The following is a 25,062-nucleotide window of genomic DNA, read 5'->3' on the forward strand; positions in this document are numbered from 1 at the left end:
CCAACTAGAAACTCACTATGACCACCACCGAACGCGTCGTGACGCCCACCGAAGAGGCCGCGCCTGGTTCGGTGGGGCGACGCCTGTCACGGCTGAGCCTCAGTAGCCGGCTCGTGGATGCCCGCCCAGCGGTGACCCGGCCGATTCTGCCCCTCTGGCTCGCCTGCCTCACCGCTATCGGCGGCGGCATCGCGCTCACCAACGGCTTTCCGGGTACCGACATCTGGCCGCTGACCCTGCTCGGCGTGGCACTAACTCTGCTCTCGCTCATCGGCCGCTCGTGGCGCGGAGCCGTTCTTGTGGGGCTCATCGGGGGGTTCGCCTTCTGGGGGTCGCTGATCAACTGGCTCACCCTGTACCTCGGCCCGGTGCCGTGGCTCGGCCTCGCGATTCTCGAGGCCATCTTCTTCGCGGTGGGCGCAGTGGCGATCGCTCTCGTGTACCGGTATGCGAATGCGGTGTGGACAACCCGCTTGGGCCGGCTCGGTGTTCTGCCGGTGGTGATCTCCGGGCTCTGGACGGCCCGTGAAGCCATCACGGCCGTGGCCCCCGAAGGTGGATTCTCCTGGGGCCGGGTCGCGTTCTCGCAGTCGACCAGCCCGTTCGCCTCGCTCGTTGCGTACCTCGGCATCTCGGGCCTGAGCTTCGCGCTGGTCTGGCTCATCGCCTTCGTCGTACAGCTCGTTCGCGAGGGTCAGGCGAGTGTCGTCGGCCGCATCACACTGGCCGTCGCTGCGGCCGCCGTGCTGCTGGTCATCCCGGCGTGGCCGGCGCCGACTCAGGGCACGACGCGCATCGCAGCGGTTCAGGGCAACACGAAGTCGGGCCTGCTCGACCGCGTCGAGGCGGGCGACAATCTCAACGCGCACATCACCGAGACGCTCGGCCTCGAGGGTCAGAACGTCGACATGGTGGTGTGGCCCGAGAACGCCTCAGACATCGATCCTGAGACGAACGCCATTGCGGCGCAAGACCTCGACTTCGTCAGTCAGATCATGAAGGCGCCGCTCGTGGTGGGCACCATCGCCGAGCGCGACGGCAAGTATTACAACACGTCACTGCTGTGGGAGAACGGCCAGGTCGCCGATTACTACGACAAGCGGCATCCGGTGCCCTTCGCCGAGTACATGCCTGCGCGATCGTTCTTTCACGCTCTGGCGCCGGCGCTGGTCGACATGGTGACTCGTGATTACCAGATCGGCACCACAGACACGGTGATGAACGTCAACGGGGTCACCGCCGGCATCTCGATCTGCTTCGACATCACCGACGACCAGGCCGTTTCGTCGATGGTGAACGACGGCGCCCAGGTGATTCTGGCGCAGACGAACAACGCCGACTTCGGCCAGACCGACGAGAACCTGCAGCAGCTCGCTATCGCCAGGCTGCGGGCCATCGAAACGGGTCGCAGCGTTGTGAACATCTCGACCGTCGGTCACAGCGCCATCATCGGCCCTGACGGCACGACTATCGACGCCATCGCGCCGTACCAGCCGGGTGCCATGGTCGACAACGTGCCGCTTTCGACCACCACGACCCCTGCAACACTCATTAGCAAGGGCATCGAGTTACTCGTCTCGGGCCTCGGCCTGGCCGGCCTGGTCTTCGCCCTCGTAGCGGCCGCCCGACTCCGCCGCATCAGCGAAAAGAAAGCTTAACGACAAACGCGCCGCCCCAGCCGGAGGGCTGAGGGGCGCGGAGGTCGGTGTTGGTGCGTTCTACGCGCCGATCTTCTGCTGGCCGCGACGGGCGCGCAGGTAGTCGAGTCGCTCTTGGAGGAGTTCTTCGAGTTCTGCGCGAGTGCGGCGTTCAAGCAGCATGTCCCAGTGGCTTCGAGGCACTTTGGCCTCGGCCCGATCGAGAATCATCGGCTCTGAGCCGATCATCAAGATCGCTTCGTTGCTGCAGAACTTGCATTCCCAGGTTTCTGGCGCTTCGGCTTCTGCCGAAAAAACCATTTCAGTTTCTTTGCCGCACGTGCTGCAAAGGTATGTGTGTGTCATGCGCGGAGAGAAAACGACTCCCTCTTCACTCTGGAGGCTTTGGCCCCCGAGTCTCATTCCGCGCAAGCTGCGATCTGCCATTGTGTGGTCTCCTCCCGCTTCGCTTACCTCTGTATAAACCCCTCAGCTGAGAGGATCATTCGCATCGCCGGCTATTCTCAGAACACTCCCAGAGTGTGCCTCAATATCGAGTTCAGACAGCTTGAGCCTGCTACTGCGGGCGATTCTCTACAAGGCCTAGCGCGAGGTCGATGCGATCGGTGACAATACCGTCGACCCCGAGGTCGAGCAGCTTCGTCATTGTGGCCGGGTCGTTGATGGTCCAGATGTGCACTTCTACGCCGGCCGAGTGGATGCTCCGCAGCACTCTCGGCGACGTTACCCGCAACCCCAGCGCGGTCTCGGGCACTTGCAGCGCATCCACCTCGCGTAGCACCCGCCTCACCACGGGGCGCAACCCGAGCGTGGCGGCCACGAGGGCGATGAGAAACGGCCGCGCCGAAGCAGACGTCGCGACCCCCGGCAGCAGCGCCACGGCGGCGCGTCGGCGCTTGTTCGAGAACGAGGTGATGAGCACTCGGTCGAGCGCGTGCGCGGCGAGAATGGCTGCGGCAGCCGGCGCTGCCGCAGCGGAGGCCTTGATGTCGATGTTCAGTCGCGTCTCGGGCAGCGCGGCGAGAACCTCGGCGAGAGTAGCGAACCCCGATCCGTCGCCGAGGTCGAGCTCAGCGAGCTCGCTCGTGGTGAGGCCCGCGATGGTGTCTTCGCGGCCCAGCAGTCGCGTCAGGTTCGGGTCGTGGGCGACGATCGCCTCGCCGTCGCTTGACGCGTGCACGTCGAGCTCTACGTACGTGGCTCCGCACGCCACGGCCGCCCGAAAGGCAGCAATGGTGTTCTCGGGCTGACTCGTTGCCAGCCCACGATGCGCGAGCAGTCGGGGGAGGGGCGGCGCGAAAAATGCTCCGCCCCTCTGGGCCCACGCCGACTCGAGGCTCCGCGCGCCGCTGGCGGCGGGTGGAGTAGTCGGTGGGGAGGCCCGGCGCTCACTCTTCAGGAGTCGTACCGATCAACGGAATCTCAGAAAGCGGAGTATCGAGTATCGACGGTCGCGGTTCTGAGTCTGTTGCAGGGGGTGTTGATTTTTTAGCTTCCTCAGGTGCATCACTCTGAGACGCGGCTTCGGGGTTGAACGAGCCGTAACCCGGCAGGTCGGGCGACTTGGCGCCGAAGCCCTTCGCGATGCCCTGCAGCGCGTTCGTGAACTCGCTCGGAATGAACCACAGCTTGTTCGCCGTGCCCTCTGCGAGCTTCGGCAGCGTCTGCAGGTACTGGTACGCCAGCAACTTGGGGTCGGGGTCGCCGCGGTGAATCGCGTCGAACACGGTGGCGATGGCCTCGGCCTCACCCTGTGCGCGCAAGACGGCGGCCTTCGCGTCACCCTCGGCCGACAGAATCTCGGCCTGCCGGCGGCCCTCGGCCTGCAGAATGGCCGACTGCTTCGTACCCTCGGCGGTCAGAATCACGGCACGACGCTCTCGCTCGGCACGCATCTGCTTCTCCATCGAGTCTTGAATCGAGATGGGCGGGTCGATGGCCTTCAGCTCGACACGGCCGACGCGGATGCCCCACTTTCCGGTCGCCTCGTCGAGTACTGCGCGCAGCTGAGTGTTGATCGCGTCACGCGAAGTCAGCGCCTGCTCGAGGTTCATTCCGCCGACGACATTACGAAGGGTCGTGGTGGCGAGCTGTTCGACGGCCCCGAGATAGTTCGCGATCTCGTACGTTGCAGCCCGGGCATCCGTCACCTGAAAGAACACCACGGTGTCGATGGAGACCACCAGGTTGTCTTCGGTGATGACCGGCTGTGGGGGAAACGACACCACTTGCTCGCGCANAACGACACCACTTGCTCGCGCAGGTCGATCAGCGGCCGAAGCCGGTCGATGAACGGAACCAGCAGGTTCAGCCCGGGCATGAGCGTCTTGTGGTACTTGCCGAGCCGCTCGACGACGCCCGCGTTTGCTTGCGGAATGATTCGAATCGCCTTCGCCAACGTCACGATGACGAAAATGACGATGATGAGCACTACGACGAGTGCCACGATTTGCCCCACAACGGTTGCGGTCACAGTTCACGCCTTTCAGTGGGAGTCTCGACGAGCGCGGTCGCGCCGTCGATTGCTTTGACGACGACGGTTTCGCCCGGCATCAGGCTCTGCAGGGTGGATGAGGGAAAGACCCGGGCCGTCCAAGTGTCACCATTGCTCAGCCGCACCGTGCCCGAAATGGTGGTGACCGGATCTAGCACGCGGCCCTCGAGCCCGAGCAGCGCTTCGACGTTGCTCTTCGCCGGATCGCCCCCGCGCCGGAGCCGCCGAAGTAATGGCGGCCGCAGGGTGAAGATCAGCAGCAACGCGATGACGCCGGCGATAGGAATCTGCAGCAAGAACGGCGCACCGGCGAAATGAGCGACGAGACCGCCCACACTGCCGATGGCGAGCATCAGAAAAATCAGGTCGAGAGTGAGCGTTTCGACCACCAGAAAAACGAGGATCAGCGCAAGCCAGATCACCCACGCGTACGATGCCAGAAAGTCGGCCATCAGGTGCTCCTTCGCTGGTATTACCTCTAATGAAACTATCAGCAACGACCGACGCTCTGCCAAAGTCACAGCGTCTCGGTAGCAATCTAATGAGTATATATCAGTTAAGAACGAGCGAGAGCGCGCCGGGGTGCTCGCACCCTTGATAGGGTCAGTGCCGTACCTGTGCGGCCCAACGCACTCACCAGATTCTTGAAGGAGCACGACGTGTCTAACCCACTCACCCCCGGTTCACTCACGGGCAAGCGTGTGCTGGTCACCGGCTCGTCGCGAGGCGTCGGCGCAGACACGGTTTCGTATTTCGCCGAAGCGGGCGCGAGCGTCGTCATCAACTTTCGCAACAAAGAGGCACGGGCCGTGAAGCTCGCCGACAAGCTGCGGGCCGAGGGCGCGACGGCCATCACTGCAGGCGCCGACCTGACCGACGCCGGGTCTGTCGCGGTGCTGTTCGAGACCATTCGCCGTGAGCTCGGCGGGCTCGACATTCTCGTGCTCAACGCCTCGGGCGGTATGGAGAGCGGCATGGCCGCCGACTACGCGCTCACCTTGAACCGTGACGCGCAGGTCGACCTGCTCACCGAAGCCCTGCCGCTCTTGCAGCCCGGCTCACGCGTGGTGTTCGTCACCAGCCACCAGGCGCACTTCATTCGCACCACCGAGACGATGCCCGAGTACGAGCCCGTCGCCCTCAGCAAACGGGCCGGCGAAGACGCCCTGCGCGAACTGATTCCGAAGCTCGACGAAGCGGGCATCTCGTTCGTGGTCGTTTCGGGCGATATGATCGAGGGCACCATCACCGCGACTCTGCTCGAGCGAGCCAACCCGGGCGCCATCAGTGCTCGCAAAGAATCGGCCGGCCGGCTGTACAACGTGGCAGAGTTCGCTGCGGAGGTCGCCCTCGCCGCGGTCGACCCGATTCCCGCCGATCACACCCGCTATGTGGGCGACATCAGCGACTTCGCCCATGCCTGATTCGCAGCCCTCCGCGCCAGAGGGCAGCGGCTTCGACTTCATCAAGTCGCGAGTGCTGCTGTTCGATAAGACCGACGCCGTGCTGCTCTTCTTCACCAAGGCACAAGTCGACACCAATCCAACGCGCTGGGTGACGCCGGGCGGTCACGTCGAGCGAGGTGAGACGCACCTCCAGGGCGCCGCGCGTGAGCTGTTCGAAGAGACTGGGCTCGAGGTTGCTCCGGATGCGCTCGGTTCCCCGGTATGGTCACGAGAATTCAGCGACGAACGCGAGCCCGGCGTCTTCAAGACGAACTACGAAGAGTGGTTCGTCTATCGCACGACCCGGTTCACGCCCTCAAGCGCGGGATGGACGGAGTCGGAGCTCGTCGATATGGAGGCGAGCAAGTGGTGGACCGTGGGCGAACTCGAGCAGACCGATGAACTGTTCGAGCCCGCAGAGCTGATTTCGGTCATCCGGAACCAGCTCGACCAGAGCTGAGCGCCATAGCTCGGCCCTGGTCGAATGTGCTTGAGGTCAGGCCTTTTTCGGGGTGCGCAGCGATGCTGCCGAGACGGCCTGAACGATGCCGAGCACTATCAGAGTCCAGGCAGCGAACACCGTTAGAACGGCGAGTGACCACAGCGGTACGAAGATGCAGATGATGCCCGCGATGATGGCGAGAATGCCGAACACGATGGGAAACCACTTGGTTTTCGCGCCGGAGACCTGGGTGAGCGTGACGATGCCTTCGACGATCCACGAGATGCCGATGAGCAGCGCGAGCAAAACGAGCGTGGCGCCCGGGTCTTTGAGCGCGAAGACGCCTGCGATCAGTAGAAGTACGCCGAGCACGATGCTCGTGACCCGCCAGCCGGTGCTGAGATCGCGATCGACGATGCCGACGACGACGCGAACCAGGCCCACGATGAAGAAGTAGAGGCCGAAGAAGAAGGCGACCACCGCGAGGGTCGACTGGGGCCAGGCGAGAATGACGATGCCGATGATGATCGACAGCGCAGCGCCGATCCACAGGGCGATTCTGAACCAGCGAATGGTCGATGCAGTGACGTCTTCGGCCTCATATGAATACGTCGGTGTGGTGTTGCTTGACACGGGTTCCCCTCAGCGTTCTGACAGTTTGGTATGCAAGACAAACATAGCGCCAGCGAATGCTTCGATGAAGCCCGAACACAGGGTGAGTCGAGGTGTGTCAGAAGCTCAGTCTGTGCCGATGTCTTCGTTCCAGAGCCGCGGGTTGAGCTCGACGAATTCGCCCATCATGGCGATGAGGGCTTCGTTGTTGACGACGGTGATGTCGACGCCGTTCTCTGCCAGCCACTCTTGGCCACCCCGAAAGGTGAGGTCGTCGCCCACGATGACGCGGCTGATGCCGAACTGACGCACCAGGCCAGAGCAGTACCAGCAGGGCGAAAGCGTGGTCACCATGACGGTGCCGCGGTAACTCTGCTGGCGGCCGGCGTTGCGAAACGCGTTCGTCTCGGCGTGCATCGATGCGTCGTGGTCTTGCACGCGACGGTTGTGTCCGCTGCCCAGAAGGCGGCCGTCAGCCGAGAACAACGCCGCGCCGATGGGAATGCCGCCCTCTGCCGCGCCGAGAAGGGCTTCGGCGGTCGCGACGGCAAGCTTCTGGGCATCCGTTTCGTAGAATTCGGCGGGGGAGTCGGGCGTATCGCCGGGCGTGCTGCTTACGGCGCTCATGCGACGTCGTCTGCCGCGTCGACAGCGATGATCGCGGGGTCGTTCTGGCCGTGCGGTGCGCCGAGGGCGGGCTTGATGGCGCGAAAGAGCACGAAGTACAACACAGCGGCGAGTACGAACCCGACCACGGCGGTGAGGTCACCCACCGCGGGGTTGGCGGCGGGAATCACTCCGACGAAGAAGGTCTGGTTCGAGAACAGCCACACCGACACGACGAGGCTGATCACGAAGGCGATGACGCCGGCCGCATTGCGATAGGGCGGTTTGTCGGTGACCATCGCACCGATTTGAGTGCCGCGGCGCAGCACGCGGTCGGTGAGCACCACGCCGAGCCACGGCGAGATCCAGTAGGCGATGACGAGCAAGAAGTTCTCGTACTTCTCGCCGGCATCGGCCAGTGCGCTCCAGGCGATGAAGAAGCCGATGATGCCGAAGCCCAGCGCAACGAGCGCGCGCCGCAATGCGAACGGAATCTTGATGCCGGCCGCCAGAAACGACATGGCACCCGAATAGATGTTGAGCGCGTTCGCGGCGATGGCGCCCACGGCGATGGCCACGAGGGTGAGGTCACGAATGACCTGCGGCATGCTCGATGTGAACGAGTCGGTGGGGTTCGACATGTCGAAACCGGCGATGGTGGCGGCCGCCGCGCCAGCAGCCATCAGCACCACGCACGAAACGAAGTTACCGAGGCCGGCCGCCCAGGCGATGGTCACCGTCTTCGTGGCACGCGGCAGGTACCGGCTGTAGTCGGAGGCGTAGGGGTTCCAGCCGGCCGCATAACCGAACGCGGCCCCGGCGGCGAGCGTGAAGCCGCCGAAGCTGAACCCCGCCGGACCGGCGCCGACGCTGAGATCGGCGTGTAAGAAAATGGTGATGGTGGCAATGATGAAGATGGCGCCGAGAACGTAGCTGGCGTAGCGTTCGAACACCTGCACGAGGTCGTGCCCGATGAACGCCACACCGACCTCGATGACCACGATGATCAGAAGCGCCAGCACAGTGGGCATTCCGGTGAGCGTGGCCAAGGCGAAGGCACCGCTGACCGAGTTCACGGCGAACCAGCCGAGACCGGCCATCACCGTGTTCAGCGCGGCCGGCACGATGTTGCCACGGTAGCCGAAGGCGGTGCGGCCGAGCACCATTTGGGCGAGACCCTCGCGCGGGCCCCAGGTCGAGAGAATGCCCTGGGTGAGAGCCCCGGCGGCACTGCCCAGCACAATGGCGGCAATCGCCTGCCAGAAGCCGAGACCGAACACCACCACGGCGATGACGCCCACGAAGATGGTGGCGAATTCGAGGTTCGGTGACGTCCAGGTGGAGAACAGCTGCCACGGCGAGCCGTGCCGCCGGGCATCCGGAATCGCTTCGATACCACCGGGCTCGATGCGGGTTGGCGCTGACGTCTGGGGTTCAAGCAGGGTTGCGTCACTCATGATGGGAACTTTACGCCGAACTGCTTTCTCACGCCTCTTGGCGGGTGATGAAGTCGTGCATTCCGGGCACGGTGAAGGCCACCGAACCGCGCTGCGGCATATAGATGAGGCCACTGCGAATAAGGTCGCGGCGGTTTACCGAGATGTCGGTGGTCGACTTCTTACCCAGGCGCACTACGAGCTCGCTCATGGCGGAGGGATCGCCGGCGTCAAGGGCCATGGCGGCCATGAAGGCTTGCTGGGTGGGGGAGGAGCGCTCCCATCGTGATTGGTAGAGCCCACGATCGACCTCGGCACGGGCCGATTCGACGCCGATTTCGACATCGTCGAGCGAGATCAGGTTCGTCGCCCTGGCCGCCCAGATGTAGCTGCCGTAGGCCTGAATGAAGTAGGGATAACCGCCGGTCGCATCGACGGCTTCGTTCAGGGCGCCTTCGCTCCACTCGGCACCGTTCGATTGCACGGGTACAACCAGGGCCGTTGTGGTTGCGGTCTCGTCGAGCAGACCGATGCGGCGGTAGTCGTAGAGGCGTTCGGCGTAACTGGTGGCATCGGCCAAGACGGCCGGAAGCGAGGGCAGGCCGGCGCCCACGAAGAGCACGGGCACGGGGGAGATGCTTTGGCCGAGGTTGTGCAGGGCCATGTTGAGAGAGGCGAGGTCTGGCGCGGTGGCTTCTTGCAGTTCATCCACCGCCAGTAAAAGAACGGTGTTCTCTTCGCGGGCGGCGAGGCCGATTCGCTCGAGCAGTTCTTGAAGGTCGGTGGCGAGATCGCCGCTGTCGGCGACGCCGAGCTGAGGTTCTACCGTGACGCCGAACGAATAGGCACCGGTCGGGTCTACCCGCAATTGAAAGGAGCGCAGGGCACGCGCCGAGGCGTGCCAGATCTTTTTGGCCTTGTCAGAGGTCGACAGCACGCGTCGCAGGGCAAGGTGCAGTTCTTTCGCGAGGGAGTTGGCTAGGGGAGCGGATGCCGAGGCTTCGACCTTGACGAACATGAGCTTGAGTTCGGTGGCTTCGCGGCCGAGCTGGTTGAGCAGCACGGTCTTGCCCACGCCGCGGAGGCCGGTCAGAATCCACGGACGATCGCCCTCGCCGGTCTCGCGGGCCTGAAAGAGCATCTGCCGAAACTCGGCGACGAGCTGAGCGCGCCCCGCCAACTCAGGCGGTATGCGGCCGGCACCGGGCTTGAACGGGTTGAGCAGGTACTCCATGACTACAACTTTATACACCCGACTAAACTAATTCTATATTCGATTGAATAATCATTCATTGCTATCTGCATGCACTTTGCTAGCATGGTGGCGGAGGTCATCATGGCGACAGTCACCATACGCAGCTTGGAGCCAGCCACTATCGAAACCTTGAAGGCTATTGCGGCCGACCACGGCCGATCGATGGAGGCCGAAATTCGCGCCATCCTCACGGAAACAACACGTCGAGCCTCAAGTCAGACGAAACGCAGGCTCGGCGACGAAATACATGCACGCTTCAAGAACATCGACACCACCGATTTGGCGTTCGAGCGCAACCCTGAACTCGCGCGAGATATATTTGAGCAATGATCATTATCGACACCAACGTGGTGTCAGAGCTCATCAAAGACGAACCTCACTCGGGTGTGCTCGCTTGGGTCAACGACCAGAACGCCTCTGACGTCTACATCACCGCGATCACGTCAGCCGAGTTGTTGTTCGGCATCGCTCGGCTTCCTTCCGGGCGCCGGAAAGACGCGCTGACAGCTGCCATCGCCGACATTCTCGACTCTTTCGGAGAGAACATTCTGCCCTTCGACGCCGGCGCCGCAGTCGCTTTCGCGGAGCTATCGGCACGCAGAATGCTTTTCGGCAGAGCGATGCCGGTGCTCGACGCTCAAATTGCGGCCACGGCCATCTCAGTAGGCGCCGAACAGTTCGCCACTCGCAACACTCGTGACTTCGAAAACACCGGTGTTTCGCTTCTCAACCCCTGGCTATAGCCATATGAGCTACCAGGGAACGCTGGAGCTGGTGGTGTGGGAGAGAGTGTCGATGTCGTCTGCTGTGTAGACGTGACGGGGGGGAGTTTGGAAGGTCGAGTAGGGCGTGGCACGAATGACCACGCGATTCTCTTCGCGGCACATGGCCTCGATGGCCGGGAGTTTGGAATCGGGCATCCGCTCGCCCGCCATCAGGTCGGTGATGCGCCGCATCACGTCGACGGTCTGGTCGAAATCGGTCTCGATGACGGCGTTGGCGTAGACCTGCAGGTAGCCGAGCGGCCATTTCTCGTCGAGAACGCAGAGACTGATTTTCGGGTTGCGCGCAATGGCGAGGGCTTTGCTGCGGCCCGCCATCGTCGAAATCAGTAGGTCGTCGCCGTCTCGAACGTAGTAGACGACAGACATCGAGGGCCCGTCGTTCTTGCGGCTGTAGCCGAGAATGCATGTTCGGTGATCGAAGACGTATTGACGTCGCTCAGACTGGTTCATATCTGCACCTAATTTTCGAAAAATGGCATCATTGACGCAGATCAGACTAATGCAGCAGGATGCTCGGCACACGCATCCCGGTCGACATCGCCGCGCCGGTTACACTCTCGGTATGAGCCAGATCGTCACGTTCGACGTATTCAGCGCTCTGACGAATTCGCGCGTCGGCGGGTCGAAATTCTTGCACACCGTCGTCGAGGCCAACGGCTGGCCCGTCTCTGGAGAACAGGTCTACGACCGATGGGATGCTCTCAACAAGGAGCGTCATCGTACGGTCGACCCGTGGATTCCCTTCGCCGACATCAGCGTTCTCGCGCTTCAGAGCGCTCTGTCAGAGCTCGGGCTTCCTCTCAAGAACGCACCGGAGATCTCGCGATCGCTGCTCGAGAGCATGGCCGAATGGCCGCTGTGGGCCGATGTCACGGCCGAATCACTCACCGAGCTCGGGCCGTCGTACGGTCTCGGGCTGCTGTCGAACATCGACAATGCGCTACTCGCCGAAACGGCGGCGATGCGCCTCGGCGTTTTCGATCCCGAGCACGTTGTCACCTCACAGCGGGCGCGGGCGTACAAGCCGACGGCGGCGCTCTATCGACGGGCTGGCGAGCTACTGGGGCCGTTCATCCACGTCGCCTCGTCTGCGCGAGACGTGAAGGGTGCGCTCGGCGCCGGGATCGCGTGCGTGCGGCTGGCCCGGCCGGGGCACGTACTTGACCCGACCGGGCCGACACCCGAGCTCACCGCGACCTCTGTTGACGAGTTGCCACCGCTGCTGGCGAGGGCAGCCGAGCGGCGCCCGTCAACCGAACAGCGCCCGTCAACCGAACAGAACTGACGCGCGAGCTAGTTGCTGACGTACACTCCCGTCCAGTCGATGAACCCGTCGACAGCCGGCAGGTTCGACACGCCGGCCCCCAGCGCCAGGGAGTGGAGTAGGTGTACAGCGAGATGTTGCTGGCCGTCTCGTAGCCGATCTTCGCTGCAGCTTGCAGGTTCGTCTCGTAGTCGGGCGCATCCAGTGGCGTCGACCGGGCTTTCGAAAGCGCGGCGGTCAGCTCGGGCGACACATTCGGCGAGCTCAGGTTGAGAACGCCGAGGCTGTCGTACTGGTCAGAGATCGCCGAAACGGGGGAGTCACGGCCGACCCAGCCGAACAGCGAAGCGCCGAACGTCTTGCCGTAGTAGCCCTTCGCCCAGGTAGCGGTGTCGAGACCGTTCAGGTTGACCGTGATGCCGACCGCCGCGAGCTGTGCTTTCAGAACTTCGCCGGCCTTATCGAAATTGCCGGTGAGGTACTGCACATCGAACGAGATCTGGCCGGGCGTGATGCCCGCGTCGGCCAACGTCTTCTTGGCTTCGTCGACGTTGTAGGTGTTCTCGGTGGTCAGCGCCTGCACGAAGTCGGGGTGGCCTTGAGGAAACGGCTGGTAGTTCGACTGGCCCTTACCGAGCGCCAGCTGTGAGACATACTGGTCGGGGTTGGTCGCCAAACGAATCGCCTTCACCACCGCCGGGTTGTCGAACGGCGCCTGGTTCGTGTTCACACTCAAGAAGGTCGAGCCCCACGACTTCGTGTCGAGCACGTTCAGGCCCGCCTGAGTCGCCGAGTCGATGAGGTCAGGCGTGAGCGTTGCGAAATTATCGACCCCAGACTGCAGCGCCGACACCAGCGTGGTGGGGCTGACTCCGAAGTTGATTCGAATGGTATCGAGGTGGATGTTCGCGGCATTCCAGTAGCCATCCCACTTCTTCAGCGTGACATGGTCACCCGGAATCAGCTCTTCGACGATGAACGGGCCGGCCCCCACCGGTGCGCCGGCGTTCAATGCCGTCGGGTCTTTCTGCACGGCAGTCGGGCTGGCAAGCTGGCCGGTCTTCTCGGCGAGTAGGTAGGGGATTTGGTAGTCGGTCTGTTTCAGATCGAGACGTACGGTCGCATCATCCACTACAACCGCGTCGTTCACATCGGCATAGACAGCTTTCAGCGCCGAGTTCTTCTGCGAGAAGATGCGATCGATATTGAACTTCACTGCCTCGGCGTTCACCGGGGTGCCGTCTTGAAAAGTGAGGCCGGCCTTCAGGTGAATGGTCACGGCGTCACCGGCGTCGTTGTAGTCGAAGCCGGTGGCCAGGTCGGGCACGATGTTGTGATCGGAGTCGAGCGTGAACAGAGACGCGTAAACGGGTGTCGTCAGATACGTGCCCGAGGTGCCGCCGTGTTGCTGTGGTGTGGATGCTCGGCTCTTGCTGAGCGGTCACAGGCTGACACCACGTTGCGGCATCTGGGCTTTGCTACGAAAAGTGAAACTTACTACGTTTTGTTCCTCCGAATTCGCTGTGCTACAGAGTGCTACAGTTAGGGCATGGAGACGGTAACGCATCGTGAAATGCGAAATCAAAGTGGCGACATCCTGCGGAGGGTCGAAGCAGGGGAGTCAGTGCAGGTGAGCAATAATGGGCGGCTGGCGGCCCTCATCATTCCGATCGGTGGCGATTCGCTTGATGGCCTCGTCGCACGCGGAGAAGCTCGAGCCGCTCGTTCGAGCACGAATACTCTTGCCAAGATCCGTCGCGTCACATCGCCAGTTTCCACGGAAGCGATTCTGAGTGACCTTCGGGGGCGCTGGTGACTGTTGCGTATCTAGACACCTCAGCCGCCATGAAATTACTCGTGGAAGAGAAGGAATCCGCAGCGCTGGTTGTGGCGCTGACTGACTCGTCACGAAGACTGGCTGCGTCATGGTTACTGCACACCGAGTTACATTGCGCCGCCGGGCGCAATCCTTCGATCATCCAGTCGACCGCGATCGCCATCGTGCTCGACGCGGTCACTCTCATCGACGTGATGCGTGGTGACCTACTCGCGGCCGGAACCCATGCGCCGCTGCGATCGAACGATGCCATACACCTCACCACGGCGCTTCGCATTGGAGCCGACGAGATCGTCACCTACGACGCTGAACTGGCTCGGGCAGCTGAGTCGGCTGGCATGCGGGTTGTCGCGCCGCACTGAGCACGTCGAACGCGCTGGAATACGCAACCTCGTCTACTCGAGCAGAATCTGAGTATTCAATTGCGCTGATAATGCACATTATGTCAAGTAGTTGTTGTTCGATAGCAGAACCCACGCTGCGACGAAGCCCGTTCTCAAATAAACGAAGTTTCTGCTCGACAGTTTCAAGTAACCGTCCTCGCATCAGGGCTTCTGATGTTGCGTAGGCGCCCACAGCGTTGGTATTCGTTGCGACATCTTGAGAGATCCGCACCGGAACCGGGGGCCCGCCCGTGACAGACTCCGACAGGTTCCCGCGGCAGCGAGTTCACATCTTGCCTCCTTCGTGACGCACAGACTGGGTAGGAGGTTCGCAAGCTGCAATCGCAGCTCCGTGCGTTTCGCAACGACGCGGCCCGAAGGCCGGATCTATCGAAAGTGCGACCAAACAGCCGCCCGCATCCACGGCACCCGGCGCGTCTGCTACATCCACCGGCTATGAGCCGCGCGGAGAACGCGCCTCCCGTCAGTCGAACCGGCAGAAGGCTGTCGGCGAACCTCAGGTGATGGCCGTCAAAACGCCGCCGTCGGCACGCACCGCTGCGCCGTTCGTCGCGGAGGAGAGCGGGCTGGCCAGGTAGAGCACGAGATTCGCGATCTCGCCGGGTTCGATGAACCGTTGCACGAGAGAGGTTCGATTCGCCGAGACGAGCGCGGCCCTCAGCTCGGCCGACGGCACACCCTGAGCTTGCGCGATCTGATCGACGACCCGAGCAACCCCATCCGAATAGGTCGGCCCACCGAGAACAGTATTAACAGTCACCTCGGTGCCGCGGGTGAGCTTCGCCAAGCCGTTGCTCACAGCCAGCATCGCCGACTTCGTCATGCCGTAGTGCACCATATCGGCCGGAACATTCACGCCAGACTCGCTGCCGATGAAGATGATCCGGCCCCAGTTTCTGGCCAGCATTCCGCTCAACGCGTGCCTCGAGAGGCGCACGCCACTCATGACGTTGACATCGAAATAACGATGCCAGTCATCGTCCGAAATGTCGTCGAAAGGCGAGACGCCGAACAGCCCTACGTTGTTCACTAGTATGTCGAGTTCGCCTAAAAACTCGACGAGGCGTGCCACCTCGTCGGGGCGTTCGAAGTCTGCCGCGACCCCCGAAACTGTCGCGGTGGGATGCTCCATCCTCAGCTTTTGCAGAGCCGCCGCGACGGTGGCCTCGTGCCTACCGTTGATGATGACCTCCACACCTTCGCCGAGCAAGCCCGTCGCGATGGCGTACCCGATTCCTTGTGTCGAACCGCTTACAAAGGCTCGTTTACCCATCAATCCCAGATTCATGCCTCTCCTTTTATTTGCTTGGTAAAGTTAAAAGCTATCATGATGACTTGCCCAGTCAAGTAAATTTCGGTATTCTGGAAGAATGTCAGAGAACGCCAATTCCATCGCGCTCAGCGGCGACGCCCTCGAGACCTGGGCCACGCTCGCAACCGTGCTGGAATGGCTGCCTTCGGCTCTCGACGCCCAACTTCTCCACGATTCCGATATCACGCACTTTGAGTACGGAGTTCTGTATGCATTGGCCTATGCTCCCAAGCACACATTGCGAATGAGCGTGCTCGCCAGCTACGCGAACAGCTCTCTCTCCAGGCTGTCTCGAGCCGCACTGAGACTGCACACACGCGGGTGGATGCTTCGGCGGCCCGATCCCGACGACGGACGCTCTACGCTGGCGACTCTCACCGCAGCTGGCCTGGAGAAATTCGAACAGGCCTCCCCCGGCCACATCCAGACGGTGAATCGGCTCGTGCTCGACACGTTGACGCCGGCGCAGAGCAAGCAACTCCGCGAGATCAGCCGGCGAATCCTGCGAGCTATCCGAGACGAAGAAGGATGGCAGTCCCTGCCCGGCGGGGCGGCCGATGCGGCCGGTCAGCCTGCAGCAGACTGACCTCGCTCGAAACAATCAGGCGCGCTGGGGGTGGTGTCCGCCCCAGCACCTTCGAAAAAGGGTCTGAGGCGAACACCTGACTCTCCCCTTATCGAGCGCCCAAAGCAGGCAACGGAAAATCATGATTCAGCTTGCGCGCTCAACGGTGGCAATCGTCCGTCGCAACGCCGGCGCAACCTTCACCGACCACGTGGTAAATCGGCGAACTCGCTCATCTTCTGGTTAACTGACCTATTATCACTAATGATCGGAAATCGCCGTCGTCGCAATCGGAGGAATCCATCAGACCGCCAAGCATTGACATTCTTCTCTTCGGAGGCGCTGACCGGTCGACCGTGATGGCGATCGACTTCCAACTGGGCTCCTACTTCACCGCCTCGATAGACGTACTAGACAACCGAAGGAACGGGCCACACTCCGACCCCCAAGCCATCACGTGCGCAACCGCACAAACGCCCGGCAACCGCTTTGCCTACGCCGCCGAACACGGCCACATCACCATCGTCGACCCGTCGACAACCGAGACGTTTTTCGAGAGCAGCCCTGGCTTCCAAGCAACGTCGATGACGTGCTCGGCCGACGGCGTCTACTTGGATATCAGCTTCAACCCCATCGCTGAATCGGAATCGGGCGGCGAAGAACACGGGCGCAGATATAGGTGGAGCGACGGTTCACTGGTCGGTGAACGGAACTCGTTCTCGGGCCCACTGGCTGCTTCGAAATCGTCAGACTCAATCGCCGTATCCATGTGGGGCGATCTCCAGTCCGACGTCGCGATCGGCACCTGGCGAGATCGGAGCTTCCAAATACAAGTCGGTCCGAAAGACGTGCTGCCCGACCTTGCTCACATCGAATGGAGCCTCCGTGGCGACTTCATTGTGCTGGCTGGAGGCAACGACTGGTATTGGCTCGATATCCGCGATTCCCAGACACTCGAACCTGTGACGCAGATAATCGAAGTCGGCGAATATCAGGCCGAATACTCAACTCTCCCGCCAAGCGCTTCGTTCAGCGCCGACGGCAAGACCCTCCTGAACGCCGGAGTAGACGGAAGCGTCCAATATCGGCGGCCTGACACCGGCGAAATATTGGATTCCACACAAGCACGTCCGGCGATGATCACCGCGTTCGCGGCACATCCCACCGAATCAGCCACCCTCGTCGCTTACGCAGACGGCGTTGTACTACTGGCAGATCAACAAGCTAAATAAACCCCCAGCGGAGACCCCGCGAGTGATCCCCCGAGGTGGAGGTCTTTTGATCACACGACCATTGGCCGGTCACGAGTTCGCCTGAGCACATTCGATGCCCCGAGCAGAGGTTGGCGGCATCGGCAACGAGATGAACACGCCCGCTCCCCCACCACTGCGCCCGCGAACCCGGGCGATCAGTGGTGGGAGGACTCAAGCAGAGTTTGGCATGGTCACTCGGCAGGCAGGGCTGGAGGCGGACCCACGATCTCGATGCCATACTTGGCGGCGATGGTGGTGAGTTCTTCTCGAGTCGTCGGGGGGATGCCCGGCGGCGGCGTTTGCGGCTGAGTGGGGTCATCGATGGTGACGGTGGTGCCGACCTCGGCCGTGAAGGTGTCGAAGCCGCCTGGTGTGTGAACGGTCAAGAAGTGCGCTTTCGCACTCTCGACGACGAAACCGTGCGAGGTGCCTTTCGGGAGATACAGAGTCGACCCGGCCGCAGCCTTATAGATCTCTCCGTCGACGACGGCATGAATGGAGCCGTCGAGCACGATGAAGGTCTCGTCGTCGAACGTGTGACGATGCATCGGGGCGTTGTACCCTCGATCGCCTCTGTGCTCGATTACGGCAAGGGTGTTGCCTGTAGCCGAACTGTTCAAGGGCACCGTGGCGAGAGAACCCATGAACCAGATGCCTTCCACTCCTCTAGTGGTGGAGAGTTTCGTGCGGGGCGATGCTGTTTCGGTGAAATTCATGATATTTCCTCATCGGTTTTCTCGTGTGGGCGCAGTGCTTTGGTCGGTGTCTGTGTCACGGCATTGATTGCGGCCTCGACCTCTGCGCGCAGCTTCTGCAAAAAGTGAGGCATGGGGTCGCGCGTCGTCATGGTGGTGCGCAGGCGCCCGTTGAACGACGACAGCGCGAGTATCTGCTCCCCCGCTATCTGCGTCGCCATGGTCGGGCCGAACAGGTCGGTAATGCCGACCTCGGGCCGTCGGCCGAGCGTGTCGAGTGGTGCGCCGACCTCTGACCCGAGCGACGCGTGACCCTCGTAGGTGCCGAGGTCGCCGAGGTTCGAAACCATCACGTCGTAGTTCGCAAATGACACCATGGCGCCGATCGCGTCGTCGACTCGACTGACCGAGCTTGACGCCGCGCTCATGCCGCTAGACATTCCGGCGAGCTGCTCGAGTGTGTGCGCCGACGCGATGTGCTGCCGAATCTCGCGGGCGAGAGCCCAGACGTCATGACTCTTTTCGGCCGTGAACCCCATGCGAGTGGAGAGAAAGTACAGAGCGAGCGAGTCATCGGCTCCGGATGGTCGGCGAATGTCCATCGGGTTCATGAGGGCAAGGGATCCCCGGTTCGTCTCGGCGAACATCACGCGCACAGCGGCCGCAGTCAGAAGTGCGTGCAGCGTTGTCGACTGCGCGCGGGTGCAGGCAAGAACGCGACTCGTGAGCTCTGCCGGCCAGACCAGGCTGCTGATGTCAGGTGGGGTCGAATCGAAATCGCGAACAGAACCGAGCCGGCTCAGCACGGGGCTCTCGTCGTTTTCGAGCAAGCGGGCCTGTACAGGCGATTCATTTGTCTGGGCGGGTGCCTCACTCGGTGTGATCGGGCGGGCCTCGAAGGCCTCAGCCAGTAGTGTCTCCTGGGCCGCGGGCATAGGGCGGGCAACCAGCTCGACCCCGTTCAGGGCTCGCACGAGATCGCGCAGCGTTGCTGCCGCAGACATACCGTCGGCGATTTGGTGGGCGAACGTCATGACGATCGTGCTGGAGTGTGCGTGCGCGACGACAGTGCACCGAGCCAGAGGTGCGGTCGTGACATCCAGAGCCCGTGCCTGGTCTGCAATTGCGACCTTCTCCCACGGGGTGCCGGAGGGAGCGACGACGAGGTCGATCGGGTTCGCACTGCGGTAGAAGCTTGCGGTAGTACCCGAGCGAGAGACGCCGACAGCGAGCAAAGGCTGAGCAGCCTGGAGCTTCAGCAGTGCGGCCCGCACGTCGTCGGGGTTGACGACGCTGTCGAGCTCGGCAATGACGCTGAACTGAACAGGCAAGCGCTGGGTATAGAGGTCGAAGAGGTTCTCGAAACTGCCCAATGGGCGAATCACGTCATTCTTGTCGACGGTGGTTGAAACGGATTGAAGTATGGTCATGAATCCACCCTGCGTCGGCCGAACAGAAACATCTGCTGATCGTCCGTTCACCGGACAGCCCCAACGGTGATGTGGACGAAGCTGCCCGAGTTCGTTTTCTCGTGTTGTCTTAGCCATGCTCTAACTCCTAAAAAAGAAGGGGCGGAGTGGTCGACTCCGCACCCCTCGCTTCTTACTTCTCGATGAAAGGGGCCGCGGCGGCGAGCTCTGGGCGGGTCACCGGGTGCCCGTCGATCGATTCGTAGACGCTCTTGGAACGACCGAGAGTATCCATCAGGCTGAGCGGGCCGCGGAACGGTTCTCCCCCGATGTGCCAGCCATCGGTGTGCAATTCCTCGATCAGAACCCACACCACCTCCCGAAAGGCTTCTGAGCCTTCGAACTTGACCATCACATCGGTCAGCGCGGCTGCCATTGCGTGCTTCTCCGACTCGGTGAAGACGCCGTCGACGAGTTTGACGTTAACGAAAGGCATTTTTTTCTCCTAGGTGCTCGTGAGCTTGTGCCGGCGTGTTCACCGGTTGATGAAACCGTAAACACCCACTGCGGTCGATGACTCGAGCGATACCTTTGCGGCATCAGTTTCTTCACGATCGGAATAGGGCGTTAGAGCAAGCTTCTGCTCCGCGTTGTCAAGCGACGTTGGCTAGACGTTCGCGTAGAATTCAACGAAGTTGGCAAGTGAGGCAGGCGCTGATGCGATTAGTAGGCCGAGAGCGTGAGCTGGCAACCGTCGCCGATCTCATCAGCGGCCTCTCGGTGATGGATCGGGCACTTCTCATTCGCGGCGAAGCGGGAGTCGGAAAAACTGCCCTGATTCTCGCGGCCATCGAAATGGCTCGCCCGGAGTCTGCCTTGATCTTTCGGGCGACGGGAGTTCAAGCAGAAGCCGAGATGCCGTTTTCGAGCCTGCACCAACTCGTCAGGCCCCTGTTCCGTGCGATCACGCAAGATTCGACCACCGTTGAACCATCCTTCATGCAAGTGGTCGAAGCAGCACCCACGGCAGGACGGTTCGACGTCGCAAATACGGTGATCGATGCGATCGAACGCGCGGCACTTCGCGCACCGGTGCTCGTGATCATCGACGATTTGCAGTGGATCGACGAGGCGAGCGCCCACGTGCTCGCTTTCGTTGCTCGCCGTTTGACAGACCGAAACGTCAGTCTCATTGCTGCAATCCGGTCTGGTTACGCCTCCCCCTGGGATCAAGCGGGGCTCCCCCAGCTCGCTGTCGAGCCACTGAGCACCGCTGAAGCAGCCGAATTACTCACACTGAGTTCGGAGCCTCTCGATGTCGCTTTGCGAAATCGACTCCTCATCGAGGCCGGCGGAAATCCACTTGCACTGATCGAACTGCCGAAGGGCCTGACGAGAGATCAACGTGTCAAAGGTCTTCTCGATCATGATGAGTTGCCGATTCCCCAGAGATTGGAGGAGGCGTACATCAGCCGACTCGACTCACTCGGGTCGAATTCGAGACAGCTTCTGCTGCTCTGCGCATTCGACCGCACGGGCACGGTCGAAGCGGTCAAAACCGCCGCTGGGGGCACCTGGTGGTTTCCCGACCTGGTGAGCGCCCACAATCTGGATCTGATCACCATCAGCGGCCCGCAGATCGAATTCAGACACCCTCTCGTGCGATCTGCAGTGATCCACGCCTCTGGCGAAACGGAGAGTCGCGCTGCACACCAGGCCATCGCCGCCACCTTGCCTTTCGGTTCAGAACTCTGGGCGTGGCAGATGGTCGGCGCCAGCGACGCCCCAGACGACGACGTGGCTGACGCACTCGAAAGCTCCGCCCGCAGATCACTGGCGAACGGGGGGCTTCTCGTAGCGCTTCAAGCACTTCAGCAGTCAGCGCGTTCGAGCCGCGACACTCACGACCGATGGCGACGAACCGCTTACGGTGCCTACATCGCCTGCGTCGGCGGCCAGATGGAGCTCGCTCGCAAGCTGCTGCAGCAGCTGAAAGCCGACGGTTTTGCCGATCTTTGGTCTGGGCCAAGTGAAGTCAGCGAGGCTCGCGCCTACGCGGTGGCCGCCACCGCATATTACGAGATCGCCCGAGAGGGAGATCTCTCCTCTTCCTACCGGCTGCTCATTGCGACGTTAGACGGCGCCACAAACAGCACCGCCGAGTGGATGAGTGAGATTTTCGACCTCACCCTTCTCGTCTGCCTTCGAAGCCGGCGCAAGGATTACTGGAGCGATCTGAATACCGTCTTGGCGGCGATGAGCCCGCCAGCACCTCAACGAGTTCTGATCACCCGCGACGCGCTGGGAGATCCAGCACGAGATGCTCACGGCGTAGCCGAACGAATTGCCTCGCTCAGACGCGAATTGTCGAACGATGAGCCGTGGCGCCTCATGTGGATGGCCGCCTGCGCCGTGTACATCGACGATTTGCCGTCGTGGAGGTCTGAACTCCGCCGCGTGGTGGAGGAGCAAGAGGTGGGTGGTTCACTCGCGAGCTACATGACAGCGCTGGTGCTCTCTGCCATCGACGGGCTCGGCTCCGGCCAATGGGTAGAGGCGAGGCAGTGGGCCGAGCGCGGGCTGACGGCTTCTTCTCAATTAGGGTTCTTTGCCAACCTCGTGTCATACCGGGCGATACTCGGGGTACTGCACGCGATGCAGGGTGATTATCAGAAGGCGCAGGAGTACATCCGCGCTGCCCAAGACTGGGCCTTGCCTCGTCGTATCGGCCACACCGAGGCCTGGACCTACTTCGGCGAGGCGCACGTCGAACTGGCGCAACAGAACTATGCAGGCGCATATGAATCGCTGGCCCGCATCAGCGCCCCCGGATCGTTCGAGCCGTATCAGCCGATGGCACTCATGGTGTTTATGGATACTGTCGCGGCGGCGTGGAAATCTGGCAATGAGACGATCGCGCGGCAGCACCTCGCGGCTGGTAAAGCGGCACGAATAGATCTCATCTCACCTCGACTCGCGTTTCACTTGGCGGCGTGTGAGGCCCTTTTGGCGGGCGATCTCGGCAGGCCGCTCTACGAAGCCGCGCTGACTCGACCGGGCGTTGGCCAATGGCCCTTTGACGAAGGCCGCGTTCGGATGTCGTTCGGTGAATGGCTGCAGTCGCACGGGCAACACGAAGCGGGTCGTGCGCAACTTATGTCTGCCCGAACCATTTTCTCCCGCCTCGGCGCAGAACCCTGGCGTCAGCGCGCTGAGAATGCGCTGTCGGCAGTCACCGCGGGCTCACCCGCATCCACATCCGACGCCCTCAGCTCCTTGACAGCACAGGAGCGACGGATTGCGATGCTCGCCGCCGAAGGCAGAACGAACAAAGAAATCGCCGACCTCCTTTACCTCTCGCCGAGAACCGTGTCTTCGCACCTCTACAAGATCTTTCCGAAGCTTGGTGTCACCTCTCGCTCTGCGCTGCACGTCGCGCTCACTGAGCCGTGAGTGACCAGCGACTCACGGCGATCTCAGTAGTTTGACTGTCGCCCGCCCAGTCACTCGGTGCATAGAGTCGCATTACTGCACCGGCGGTGGTGCGACTGAGACGGAGGCTGTGATGGATGCGCGAAGGCAGATCGTGGAGACCTACACGCGGCTTGCCGCGAACGCGACCGCACAGCCGACGCTGCACGACGTAGCCGAGGCCGCCGGAGTCACCCTCGAGTCGATTCGGGCGGAGTTTCAGAGCCCCGACGAGGTTGTTCTGCTCGGACTCGAAGAGATGCTCTGGATGATTCGCGGCTCGAACATGCCGAGACGGCTAGACGAAGGCATTCGACCGACGAGCGCCGCACGGGCGATCTGCGACGACATTCTCGGGCAAGTGGATTCCAACCGCACAATCGCCCTCGTCGCAGTGCGATTTCACCGGCTCATCACGATGGATGCGATCGGGTCAGCCATCCACCATCGCTGCGCAGCGTACTTCGCCGCGGCTCCAGACTTTCGCAAAATGGATCAGGCGTTTCTGGGCACGGCTAACGTCTATGTCGCGCAGGGCCTCGCAGGAGTTGTCGTCTCGTGGGTAGCTGGAGAAATCTCCCCCGATCAGAGCGAAGTTGCCGCGCATATGGCGGAGTTGCTCCCGTCGTGGCTTTCTGACCCGCGAACGATTGCCGATGCGCGTCGATCAGGAGAAGAAGGCAGTTAGCCATGGACGTCGATCTCAGAAAGCTCCGTTATTTTCTGGCCGTCGCTGAGACAAGCAATTTTCGACATGCCGCTGAACTGCTTCACATCAGCCAACCGGCCCTGACCCGTCAGATCAGATCGTTCGAGGCCGAAATCTCGGCCCAACTTTTCGTGCGTTCGTCAGGCGGAACGCGCTTGACTGCCGCTGGCCGCGAGCTGCGCGAACAGGCCGACGCTCTCTTGACCGCGTCTGAGGCTGTGCTTCAACGAGTCGGGCGCGCCACTCTTCCCGGATCGCGACTCATCGTGGGGTTTGCTGCAGGCGTGATGATTCATCCGCTCATCAACGAATTCATGCAGCTCAACCCCGACTGCGAGGTAGATCTTCGTGCGACCTTGCCCGTCAATCAATCCCGGTTTTTGGTGAACGGATCGATCGACGTTTGTCTGGGCCGACTTCCGATCAGTGGGAGCGGCATCACGGTCGCCCCCGTGTACACGGAGCCGCGCATCCTGGCCGTCGGCCGCTTGCATCGGCTCGCCACCGTCACTTCGGTTGGAGTCGCGCAACTGACGGGGGAACGTATCATTCAACCGCCTGAACAATTCCCCGCGTGGTGGCCCGCCGCCTTCGCTGACGAAGAAACCTCTCAAACGACGGCCCGATGGGGTGAAGCGAGAACGGTCGAAGACCGGCTCGAGAACGTGGCCGCCGGCAACGGCCTCGTGATCTTGCCGTCGGCTGCAGCGCGCATCTATCCCCACCCAGGAGTCGTCTACAAAAGACTGAATGGAGTGCCGCCAGCGACGATCGCACTCGCACACCAAACCTCGCGAGAGTCGGCACTGCTCCGAAAATTCATCGATCTCGCTCAGCTTCGACTGGGCAACAGGGCCGCTTCGGGCTTGATCAACGGGAAGCGCGCAGATGAATACGTTGCCTGACAAGTCGATTCTGAGGCGCACGCGATGTTCATGCTTCTCCATCAGAGCTGCGCCGCGCCTGGTAGCGACGAGCCTTCATTCGGTTGCCACACGACGCCATCGAGCACCACCGCGCAGTGTTCGGCTTGCTGTGATCTATCAAGAACTTGTTGCACTCCGGGTTCTCGCAAGCGCGCAAGCGCCCAGGGAGCTCGCTTTGAACTCGCGACCATTCGAGCACGATCTCAGCCTGTCGCAGCCGTTCCGCCGGGCCCGCGAGAGTCCATTCGACTCCGTTGTGGCCGATGGACGGGATTTCACTGACCCCGCGCAGGTGCGGCGTCAGTGTCGACGCATCCGCTTGCCCGCGGATAACTCGATGTAGTTCGTCTCGCAGGCGACCAAGCTCCGGGTCATTCAGAGTTTCGACAACGACGCCGTTTACAACAGGCGCGCTGTTCAGTAGCGCCAGAAAGTCGTTTTCGCTCATCATCTAACCAATGTACATCATTTGACAGGTTACCCA

27 protein-coding genes and 1 pseudogene are annotated in these 25,062 nt (G+C 61.9%); 13 read left to right on the plus strand and 15 right to left on the minus strand.

Annotation, left to right across the window (positions count from 1 at the left end):
* Positions 1 to 17: 17 nt before the first annotated feature.
* Positions 18 to 1,658: an apolipoprotein N-acyltransferase gene (gene lnt, locus IEX24_RS13635; protein WP_188679161.1), complete on the plus strand. Its 1,641-nt coding sequence runs from the start codon at positions 18 to 20 to the stop codon at positions 1,656 to 1,658.
* Between the two features lie 60 nt (positions 1,659 to 1,718).
* Here the strand turns inward: lnt and IEX24_RS13640 are convergent, their stop codons facing one another.
* The 4 genes and pseudogenes from IEX24_RS13640 to IEX24_RS13655 all read right to left on the minus strand — a co-directional run bounded on the left by IEX24_RS13640 (position 1,719) and on the right by IEX24_RS13655 (position 4,604).
* Positions 1,719 to 2,084 (minus strand): RNA polymerase-binding protein RbpA, encoded by a 366-nt coding sequence (locus IEX24_RS13640; RefSeq protein ID WP_188679162.1) that lies wholly within the window; start codon positions 2,082 to 2,084, stop codon positions 1,719 to 1,721.
* A gap of 130 nt (positions 2,085 to 2,214) precedes the next feature.
* Entirely contained in the window at positions 2,215 to 2,937 is a 723-nt protein-coding gene (locus IEX24_RS13645) for a glycerophosphodiester phosphodiesterase family protein (RefSeq protein WP_229715379.1), read from the minus strand.
* Between the two features lie 109 nt (positions 2,938 to 3,046).
* Positions 3,047 to 4,131 (minus strand): annotated as a pseudogene (locus IEX24_RS13650) (SPFH domain-containing protein).
* The gene (locus IEX24_RS13655) at positions 4,128 to 4,604 is read right to left on the minus strand and encodes an NfeD family protein (RefSeq protein WP_188679163.1); all 477 of its coding nucleotides are present in this window, start codon (positions 4,602 to 4,604) and stop codon (positions 4,128 to 4,130) included. The pseudogene IEX24_RS13650 and the gene IEX24_RS13655 overlap by 4 nt, the downstream one beginning before the upstream one ends.
* Positions 4,605 to 4,811: 207 nt before the next feature.
* Here IEX24_RS13655 and IEX24_RS13660 point away from each other — a divergent pair, with 207 nt between their 5' ends.
* Complete coding sequence (locus IEX24_RS13660) at positions 4,812 to 5,576, plus strand: SDR family oxidoreductase (RefSeq protein ID WP_188679164.1); 765 nt, start codon at positions 4,812 to 4,814, stop codon at positions 5,574 to 5,576.
* Complete coding sequence (locus tag IEX24_RS13665; protein ID WP_188679165.1) at positions 5,569 to 6,057, plus strand: NUDIX hydrolase; 489 nt, start codon at positions 5,569 to 5,571, stop codon at positions 6,055 to 6,057. Before IEX24_RS13660 ends, IEX24_RS13665 begins: the two co-directional genes overlap by 8 nt.
* Positions 6,058 to 6,093: 36 nt before the next feature.
* Here the strand turns inward: IEX24_RS13665 and IEX24_RS13670 are convergent, their stop codons facing one another.
* The 4 genes from IEX24_RS13670 to IEX24_RS13685 form a co-directional block, all read right to left on the minus strand.
* Complete coding sequence (locus IEX24_RS13670; RefSeq protein ID WP_188679166.1) at positions 6,094 to 6,672, minus strand: HdeD family acid-resistance protein; 579 nt, start codon at positions 6,670 to 6,672, stop codon at positions 6,094 to 6,096.
* 105 nt (positions 6,673 to 6,777) lie between these two features.
* On the minus strand, positions 6,778 to 7,278 hold the full coding sequence (locus tag IEX24_RS13675; protein ID WP_188679167.1) for a nucleoside deaminase: 501 nt from the start codon (positions 7,276 to 7,278) through the stop codon (positions 6,778 to 6,780).
* Complete coding sequence (locus tag IEX24_RS13680; protein ID WP_188679168.1) at positions 7,275 to 8,714, minus strand: purine-cytosine permease family protein; 1,440 nt, start codon at positions 8,712 to 8,714, stop codon at positions 7,275 to 7,277. Before IEX24_RS13680 ends, IEX24_RS13675 begins: the two co-directional genes overlap by 4 nt.
* A 28-nt stretch (positions 8,715 to 8,742) precedes the next feature.
* Entirely contained in the window at positions 8,743 to 9,927 is a 1,185-nt protein-coding gene (locus IEX24_RS13685) for an ATP-binding protein (protein ID WP_188679169.1), read from the minus strand.
* A 102-nt stretch (positions 9,928 to 10,029) separates the two neighbouring features.
* On the opposite strand from IEX24_RS13685, the gene IEX24_RS13690 reads away from it, so the two are divergent.
* Together IEX24_RS13690 and IEX24_RS13695 are read left to right on the plus strand one after the other, a co-directional pair.
* Complete coding sequence (locus IEX24_RS13690) at positions 10,030 to 10,278, plus strand: FitA-like ribbon-helix-helix domain-containing protein (protein ID WP_188679170.1); 249 nt, start codon at positions 10,030 to 10,032, stop codon at positions 10,276 to 10,278.
* Positions 10,275 to 10,691 carry a type II toxin-antitoxin system VapC family toxin gene (locus tag IEX24_RS13695; RefSeq protein ID WP_188679171.1) on the plus strand — a complete coding sequence of 139 codons (417 nt, stop codon included), beginning with the start codon at positions 10,275 to 10,277 and terminating at the stop codon, positions 10,689 to 10,691. The genes IEX24_RS13690 and IEX24_RS13695 overlap by 4 nt, the downstream gene beginning before the upstream one ends.
* 9 nt (positions 10,692 to 10,700) lie before the next feature.
* Here the strand turns inward: IEX24_RS13695 and IEX24_RS13700 are convergent, their stop codons facing one another.
* Positions 10,701 to 11,183 (minus strand): pyridoxamine 5'-phosphate oxidase family protein, encoded by a 483-nt coding sequence (locus IEX24_RS13700; protein WP_188679172.1) that lies wholly within the window; start codon positions 11,181 to 11,183, stop codon positions 10,701 to 10,703.
* A gap of 112 nt (positions 11,184 to 11,295) precedes the next feature.
* On the opposite strand from IEX24_RS13700, the gene IEX24_RS13705 reads away from it, so the two are divergent.
* Positions 11,296 to 12,018, plus strand: a complete 723-nt coding sequence (locus IEX24_RS13705; protein ID WP_188679173.1) for an HAD family hydrolase — start codon at positions 11,296 to 11,298, stop codon at positions 12,016 to 12,018.
* On the opposite strand, the gene IEX24_RS13710 is transcribed toward IEX24_RS13705, so the two are convergent.
* On the minus strand, positions 11,921 to 13,324 hold the full coding sequence (locus IEX24_RS13710) for an ABC transporter substrate-binding protein (protein WP_188679174.1): 1,404 nt from the start codon (positions 13,322 to 13,324) through the stop codon (positions 11,921 to 11,923). The two genes, IEX24_RS13705 and IEX24_RS13710, sit on opposite strands and share 98 nt — an antisense overlap.
* Positions 13,325 to 13,546: 222 nt before the next feature.
* Here IEX24_RS13710 and IEX24_RS13715 point away from each other — a divergent pair, with 222 nt between their 5' ends.
* Entirely contained in the window at positions 13,547 to 13,813 is a 267-nt protein-coding gene (locus tag IEX24_RS13715; RefSeq protein WP_188679175.1) for a type II toxin-antitoxin system Phd/YefM family antitoxin, read from the plus strand.
* Positions 13,810 to 14,196, plus strand: coding sequence for a type II toxin-antitoxin system VapC family toxin (locus IEX24_RS13720; RefSeq protein ID WP_188679176.1), 387 nt, complete (start codon positions 13,810 to 13,812; stop codon positions 14,194 to 14,196). Before IEX24_RS13715 ends, IEX24_RS13720 begins: the two co-directional genes overlap by 4 nt.
* A gap of 538 nt (positions 14,197 to 14,734) precedes the next feature.
* Here the strand turns inward: IEX24_RS13720 and IEX24_RS13725 are convergent.
* Entirely contained in the window at positions 14,735 to 15,526 is a 792-nt protein-coding gene (locus tag IEX24_RS13725) for an SDR family NAD(P)-dependent oxidoreductase (protein ID WP_188679177.1), read from the minus strand.
* An 82-nt stretch (positions 15,527 to 15,608) separates the two neighbouring features.
* Here IEX24_RS13725 and IEX24_RS13730 point away from each other — a divergent pair, with 82 nt between their 5' ends.
* Entirely contained in the window at positions 15,609 to 16,136 is a 528-nt protein-coding gene (locus IEX24_RS13730) for a MarR family winged helix-turn-helix transcriptional regulator (RefSeq protein WP_188679178.1), read from the plus strand.
* Between the two features lie 335 nt (positions 16,137 to 16,471).
* The gene (locus IEX24_RS13735; protein ID WP_188679179.1) at positions 16,472 to 17,347 is read left to right on the plus strand and encodes a WD40 repeat domain-containing protein; all 876 of its coding nucleotides are present in this window, start codon (positions 16,472 to 16,474) and stop codon (positions 17,345 to 17,347) included.
* A gap of 212 nt (positions 17,348 to 17,559) precedes the next feature.
* Here the strand turns inward: IEX24_RS13735 and IEX24_RS13740 are convergent, their stop codons facing one another.
* The 3 genes from IEX24_RS13740 to IEX24_RS13750 all read right to left on the minus strand — a co-directional run bounded on the left by IEX24_RS13740 (position 17,560) and on the right by IEX24_RS13750 (position 19,968).
* Positions 17,560 to 18,084, minus strand: a complete 525-nt coding sequence (locus tag IEX24_RS13740) for a cupin domain-containing protein (protein WP_188679180.1) — start codon at positions 18,082 to 18,084, stop codon at positions 17,560 to 17,562.
* On the minus strand, positions 18,081 to 19,493 hold the full coding sequence (locus tag IEX24_RS13745; protein ID WP_188679181.1) for a condensation domain-containing protein: 1,413 nt from the start codon (positions 19,491 to 19,493) through the stop codon (positions 18,081 to 18,083). The genes IEX24_RS13740 and IEX24_RS13745 overlap by 4 nt, the downstream gene beginning before the upstream one ends.
* Before the next feature lie 172 nt (positions 19,494 to 19,665).
* A complete protein-coding gene (locus IEX24_RS13750; protein WP_188679182.1) occupies positions 19,666 to 19,968 on the minus strand; it encodes a tautomerase family protein in 303 nt (100 codons plus the stop codon).
* Positions 19,969 to 20,189: 221 nt separating this feature from the next.
* Here IEX24_RS13750 and IEX24_RS13755 point away from each other — a divergent pair, with 221 nt between their 5' ends.
* The 3 genes from IEX24_RS13755 to IEX24_RS13765 all read left to right on the plus strand — a co-directional run bounded on the left by IEX24_RS13755 (position 20,190) and on the right by IEX24_RS13765 (position 24,557).
* The gene (locus IEX24_RS13755) at positions 20,190 to 22,925 is read left to right on the plus strand and encodes a helix-turn-helix transcriptional regulator (RefSeq protein ID WP_188679183.1); all 2,736 of its coding nucleotides are present in this window, start codon (positions 20,190 to 20,192) and stop codon (positions 22,923 to 22,925) included.
* Positions 22,926 to 23,037: 112 nt separating this feature from the next.
* Entirely contained in the window at positions 23,038 to 23,631 is a 594-nt protein-coding gene (locus tag IEX24_RS13760) for a hypothetical protein (protein WP_188679184.1), read from the plus strand.
* Between the two features lie 2 nt (positions 23,632 to 23,633).
* On the plus strand, positions 23,634 to 24,557 hold the full coding sequence (locus IEX24_RS13765; RefSeq protein WP_188679185.1) for a LysR family transcriptional regulator: 924 nt from the start codon (positions 23,634 to 23,636) through the stop codon (positions 24,555 to 24,557).
* 28 nt (positions 24,558 to 24,585) lie between these two features.
* On the opposite strand, the gene IEX24_RS13770 is transcribed toward IEX24_RS13765, so the two are convergent.
* The gene (locus IEX24_RS13770) at positions 24,586 to 25,029 is read right to left on the minus strand and encodes a CGNR zinc finger domain-containing protein (RefSeq protein ID WP_188679186.1); all 444 of its coding nucleotides are present in this window, start codon (positions 25,027 to 25,029) and stop codon (positions 24,586 to 24,588) included.
* Positions 25,030 to 25,062 lie beyond the last annotated feature (33 nt).

Source organism: Subtercola lobariae, from assembly GCF_014640255.1.
Taxonomy (GTDB): Bacteria; Actinomycetota; Actinomycetes; order Actinomycetales; family Microbacteriaceae; genus Subtercola; species Subtercola lobariae.

Coding starts and splice junctions, on each gene's coding strand:
- lnt (WP_188679161.1), top strand. CDS start 18: ATGACCACCACCGAACGCGTCGTGACGCCCACCGAAGAGGCCGCGCCT.
- IEX24_RS13640 (WP_188679162.1), bottom strand. CDS start 2,084: ATGGCAGATCGCAGCTTGCGCGGAATGAGACTCGGGGGCCAAAGCCTC.
- IEX24_RS13655 (WP_188679163.1), bottom strand. CDS start 4,604: ATGGCCGACTTTCTGGCATCGTACGCGTGGGTGATCTGGCTTGCGCTG.
- IEX24_RS13665 (WP_188679165.1), top strand. CDS start 5,569: ATGCCTGATTCGCAGCCCTCCGCGCCAGAGGGCAGCGGCTTCGACTTC.
- IEX24_RS13675 (WP_188679167.1), bottom strand. CDS start 7,278: ATGAGCGCCGTAAGCAGCACGCCCGGCGATACGCCCGACTCCCCCGCC.
- IEX24_RS13680 (WP_188679168.1), bottom strand. CDS start 8,714: ATGAGTGACGCAACCCTGCTTGAACCCCAGACGTCAGCGCCAACCCGC.
- IEX24_RS13685 (WP_188679169.1), bottom strand. CDS start 9,927: ATGGAGTACCTGCTCAACCCGTTCAAGCCCGGTGCCGGCCGCATACCG.
- IEX24_RS13690 (WP_188679170.1), top strand. CDS start 10,030: ATGGCGACAGTCACCATACGCAGCTTGGAGCCAGCCACTATCGAAACC.
- IEX24_RS13695 (WP_188679171.1), top strand. CDS start 10,275: ATGATCATTATCGACACCAACGTGGTGTCAGAGCTCATCAAAGACGAA.
- IEX24_RS13700 (WP_188679172.1), bottom strand. CDS start 11,183: ATGAACCAGTCTGAGCGACGTCAATACGTCTTCGATCACCGAACATGC.
- IEX24_RS13705 (WP_188679173.1), top strand. CDS start 11,296: ATGAGCCAGATCGTCACGTTCGACGTATTCAGCGCTCTGACGAATTCG.
- IEX24_RS13715 (WP_188679175.1), top strand. CDS start 13,547: ATGGAGACGGTAACGCATCGTGAAATGCGAAATCAAAGTGGCGACATC.
- IEX24_RS13725 (WP_188679177.1), bottom strand. CDS start 15,526: ATGAATCTGGGATTGATGGGTAAACGAGCCTTTGTAAGCGGTTCGACA.
- IEX24_RS13730 (WP_188679178.1), top strand. CDS start 15,609: ATGTCAGAGAACGCCAATTCCATCGCGCTCAGCGGCGACGCCCTCGAG.
- IEX24_RS13740 (WP_188679180.1), bottom strand. CDS start 18,084: ATGAATTTCACCGAAACAGCATCGCCCCGCACGAAACTCTCCACCACT.
- IEX24_RS13745 (WP_188679181.1), bottom strand. CDS start 19,493: ATGACCATACTTCAATCCGTTTCAACCACCGTCGACAAGAATGACGTG.
- IEX24_RS13750 (WP_188679182.1), bottom strand. CDS start 19,968: ATGCCTTTCGTTAACGTCAAACTCGTCGACGGCGTCTTCACCGAGTCG.
- IEX24_RS13755 (WP_188679183.1), top strand. CDS start 20,190: ATGCGATTAGTAGGCCGAGAGCGTGAGCTGGCAACCGTCGCCGATCTC.
- IEX24_RS13760 (WP_188679184.1), top strand. CDS start 23,038: ATGGATGCGCGAAGGCAGATCGTGGAGACCTACACGCGGCTTGCCGCG.
- IEX24_RS13765 (WP_188679185.1), top strand. CDS start 23,634: ATGGACGTCGATCTCAGAAAGCTCCGTTATTTTCTGGCCGTCGCTGAG.
- IEX24_RS13770 (WP_188679186.1), bottom strand. CDS start 25,029: ATGATGAGCGAAAACGACTTTCTGGCGCTACTGAACAGCGCGCCTGTT.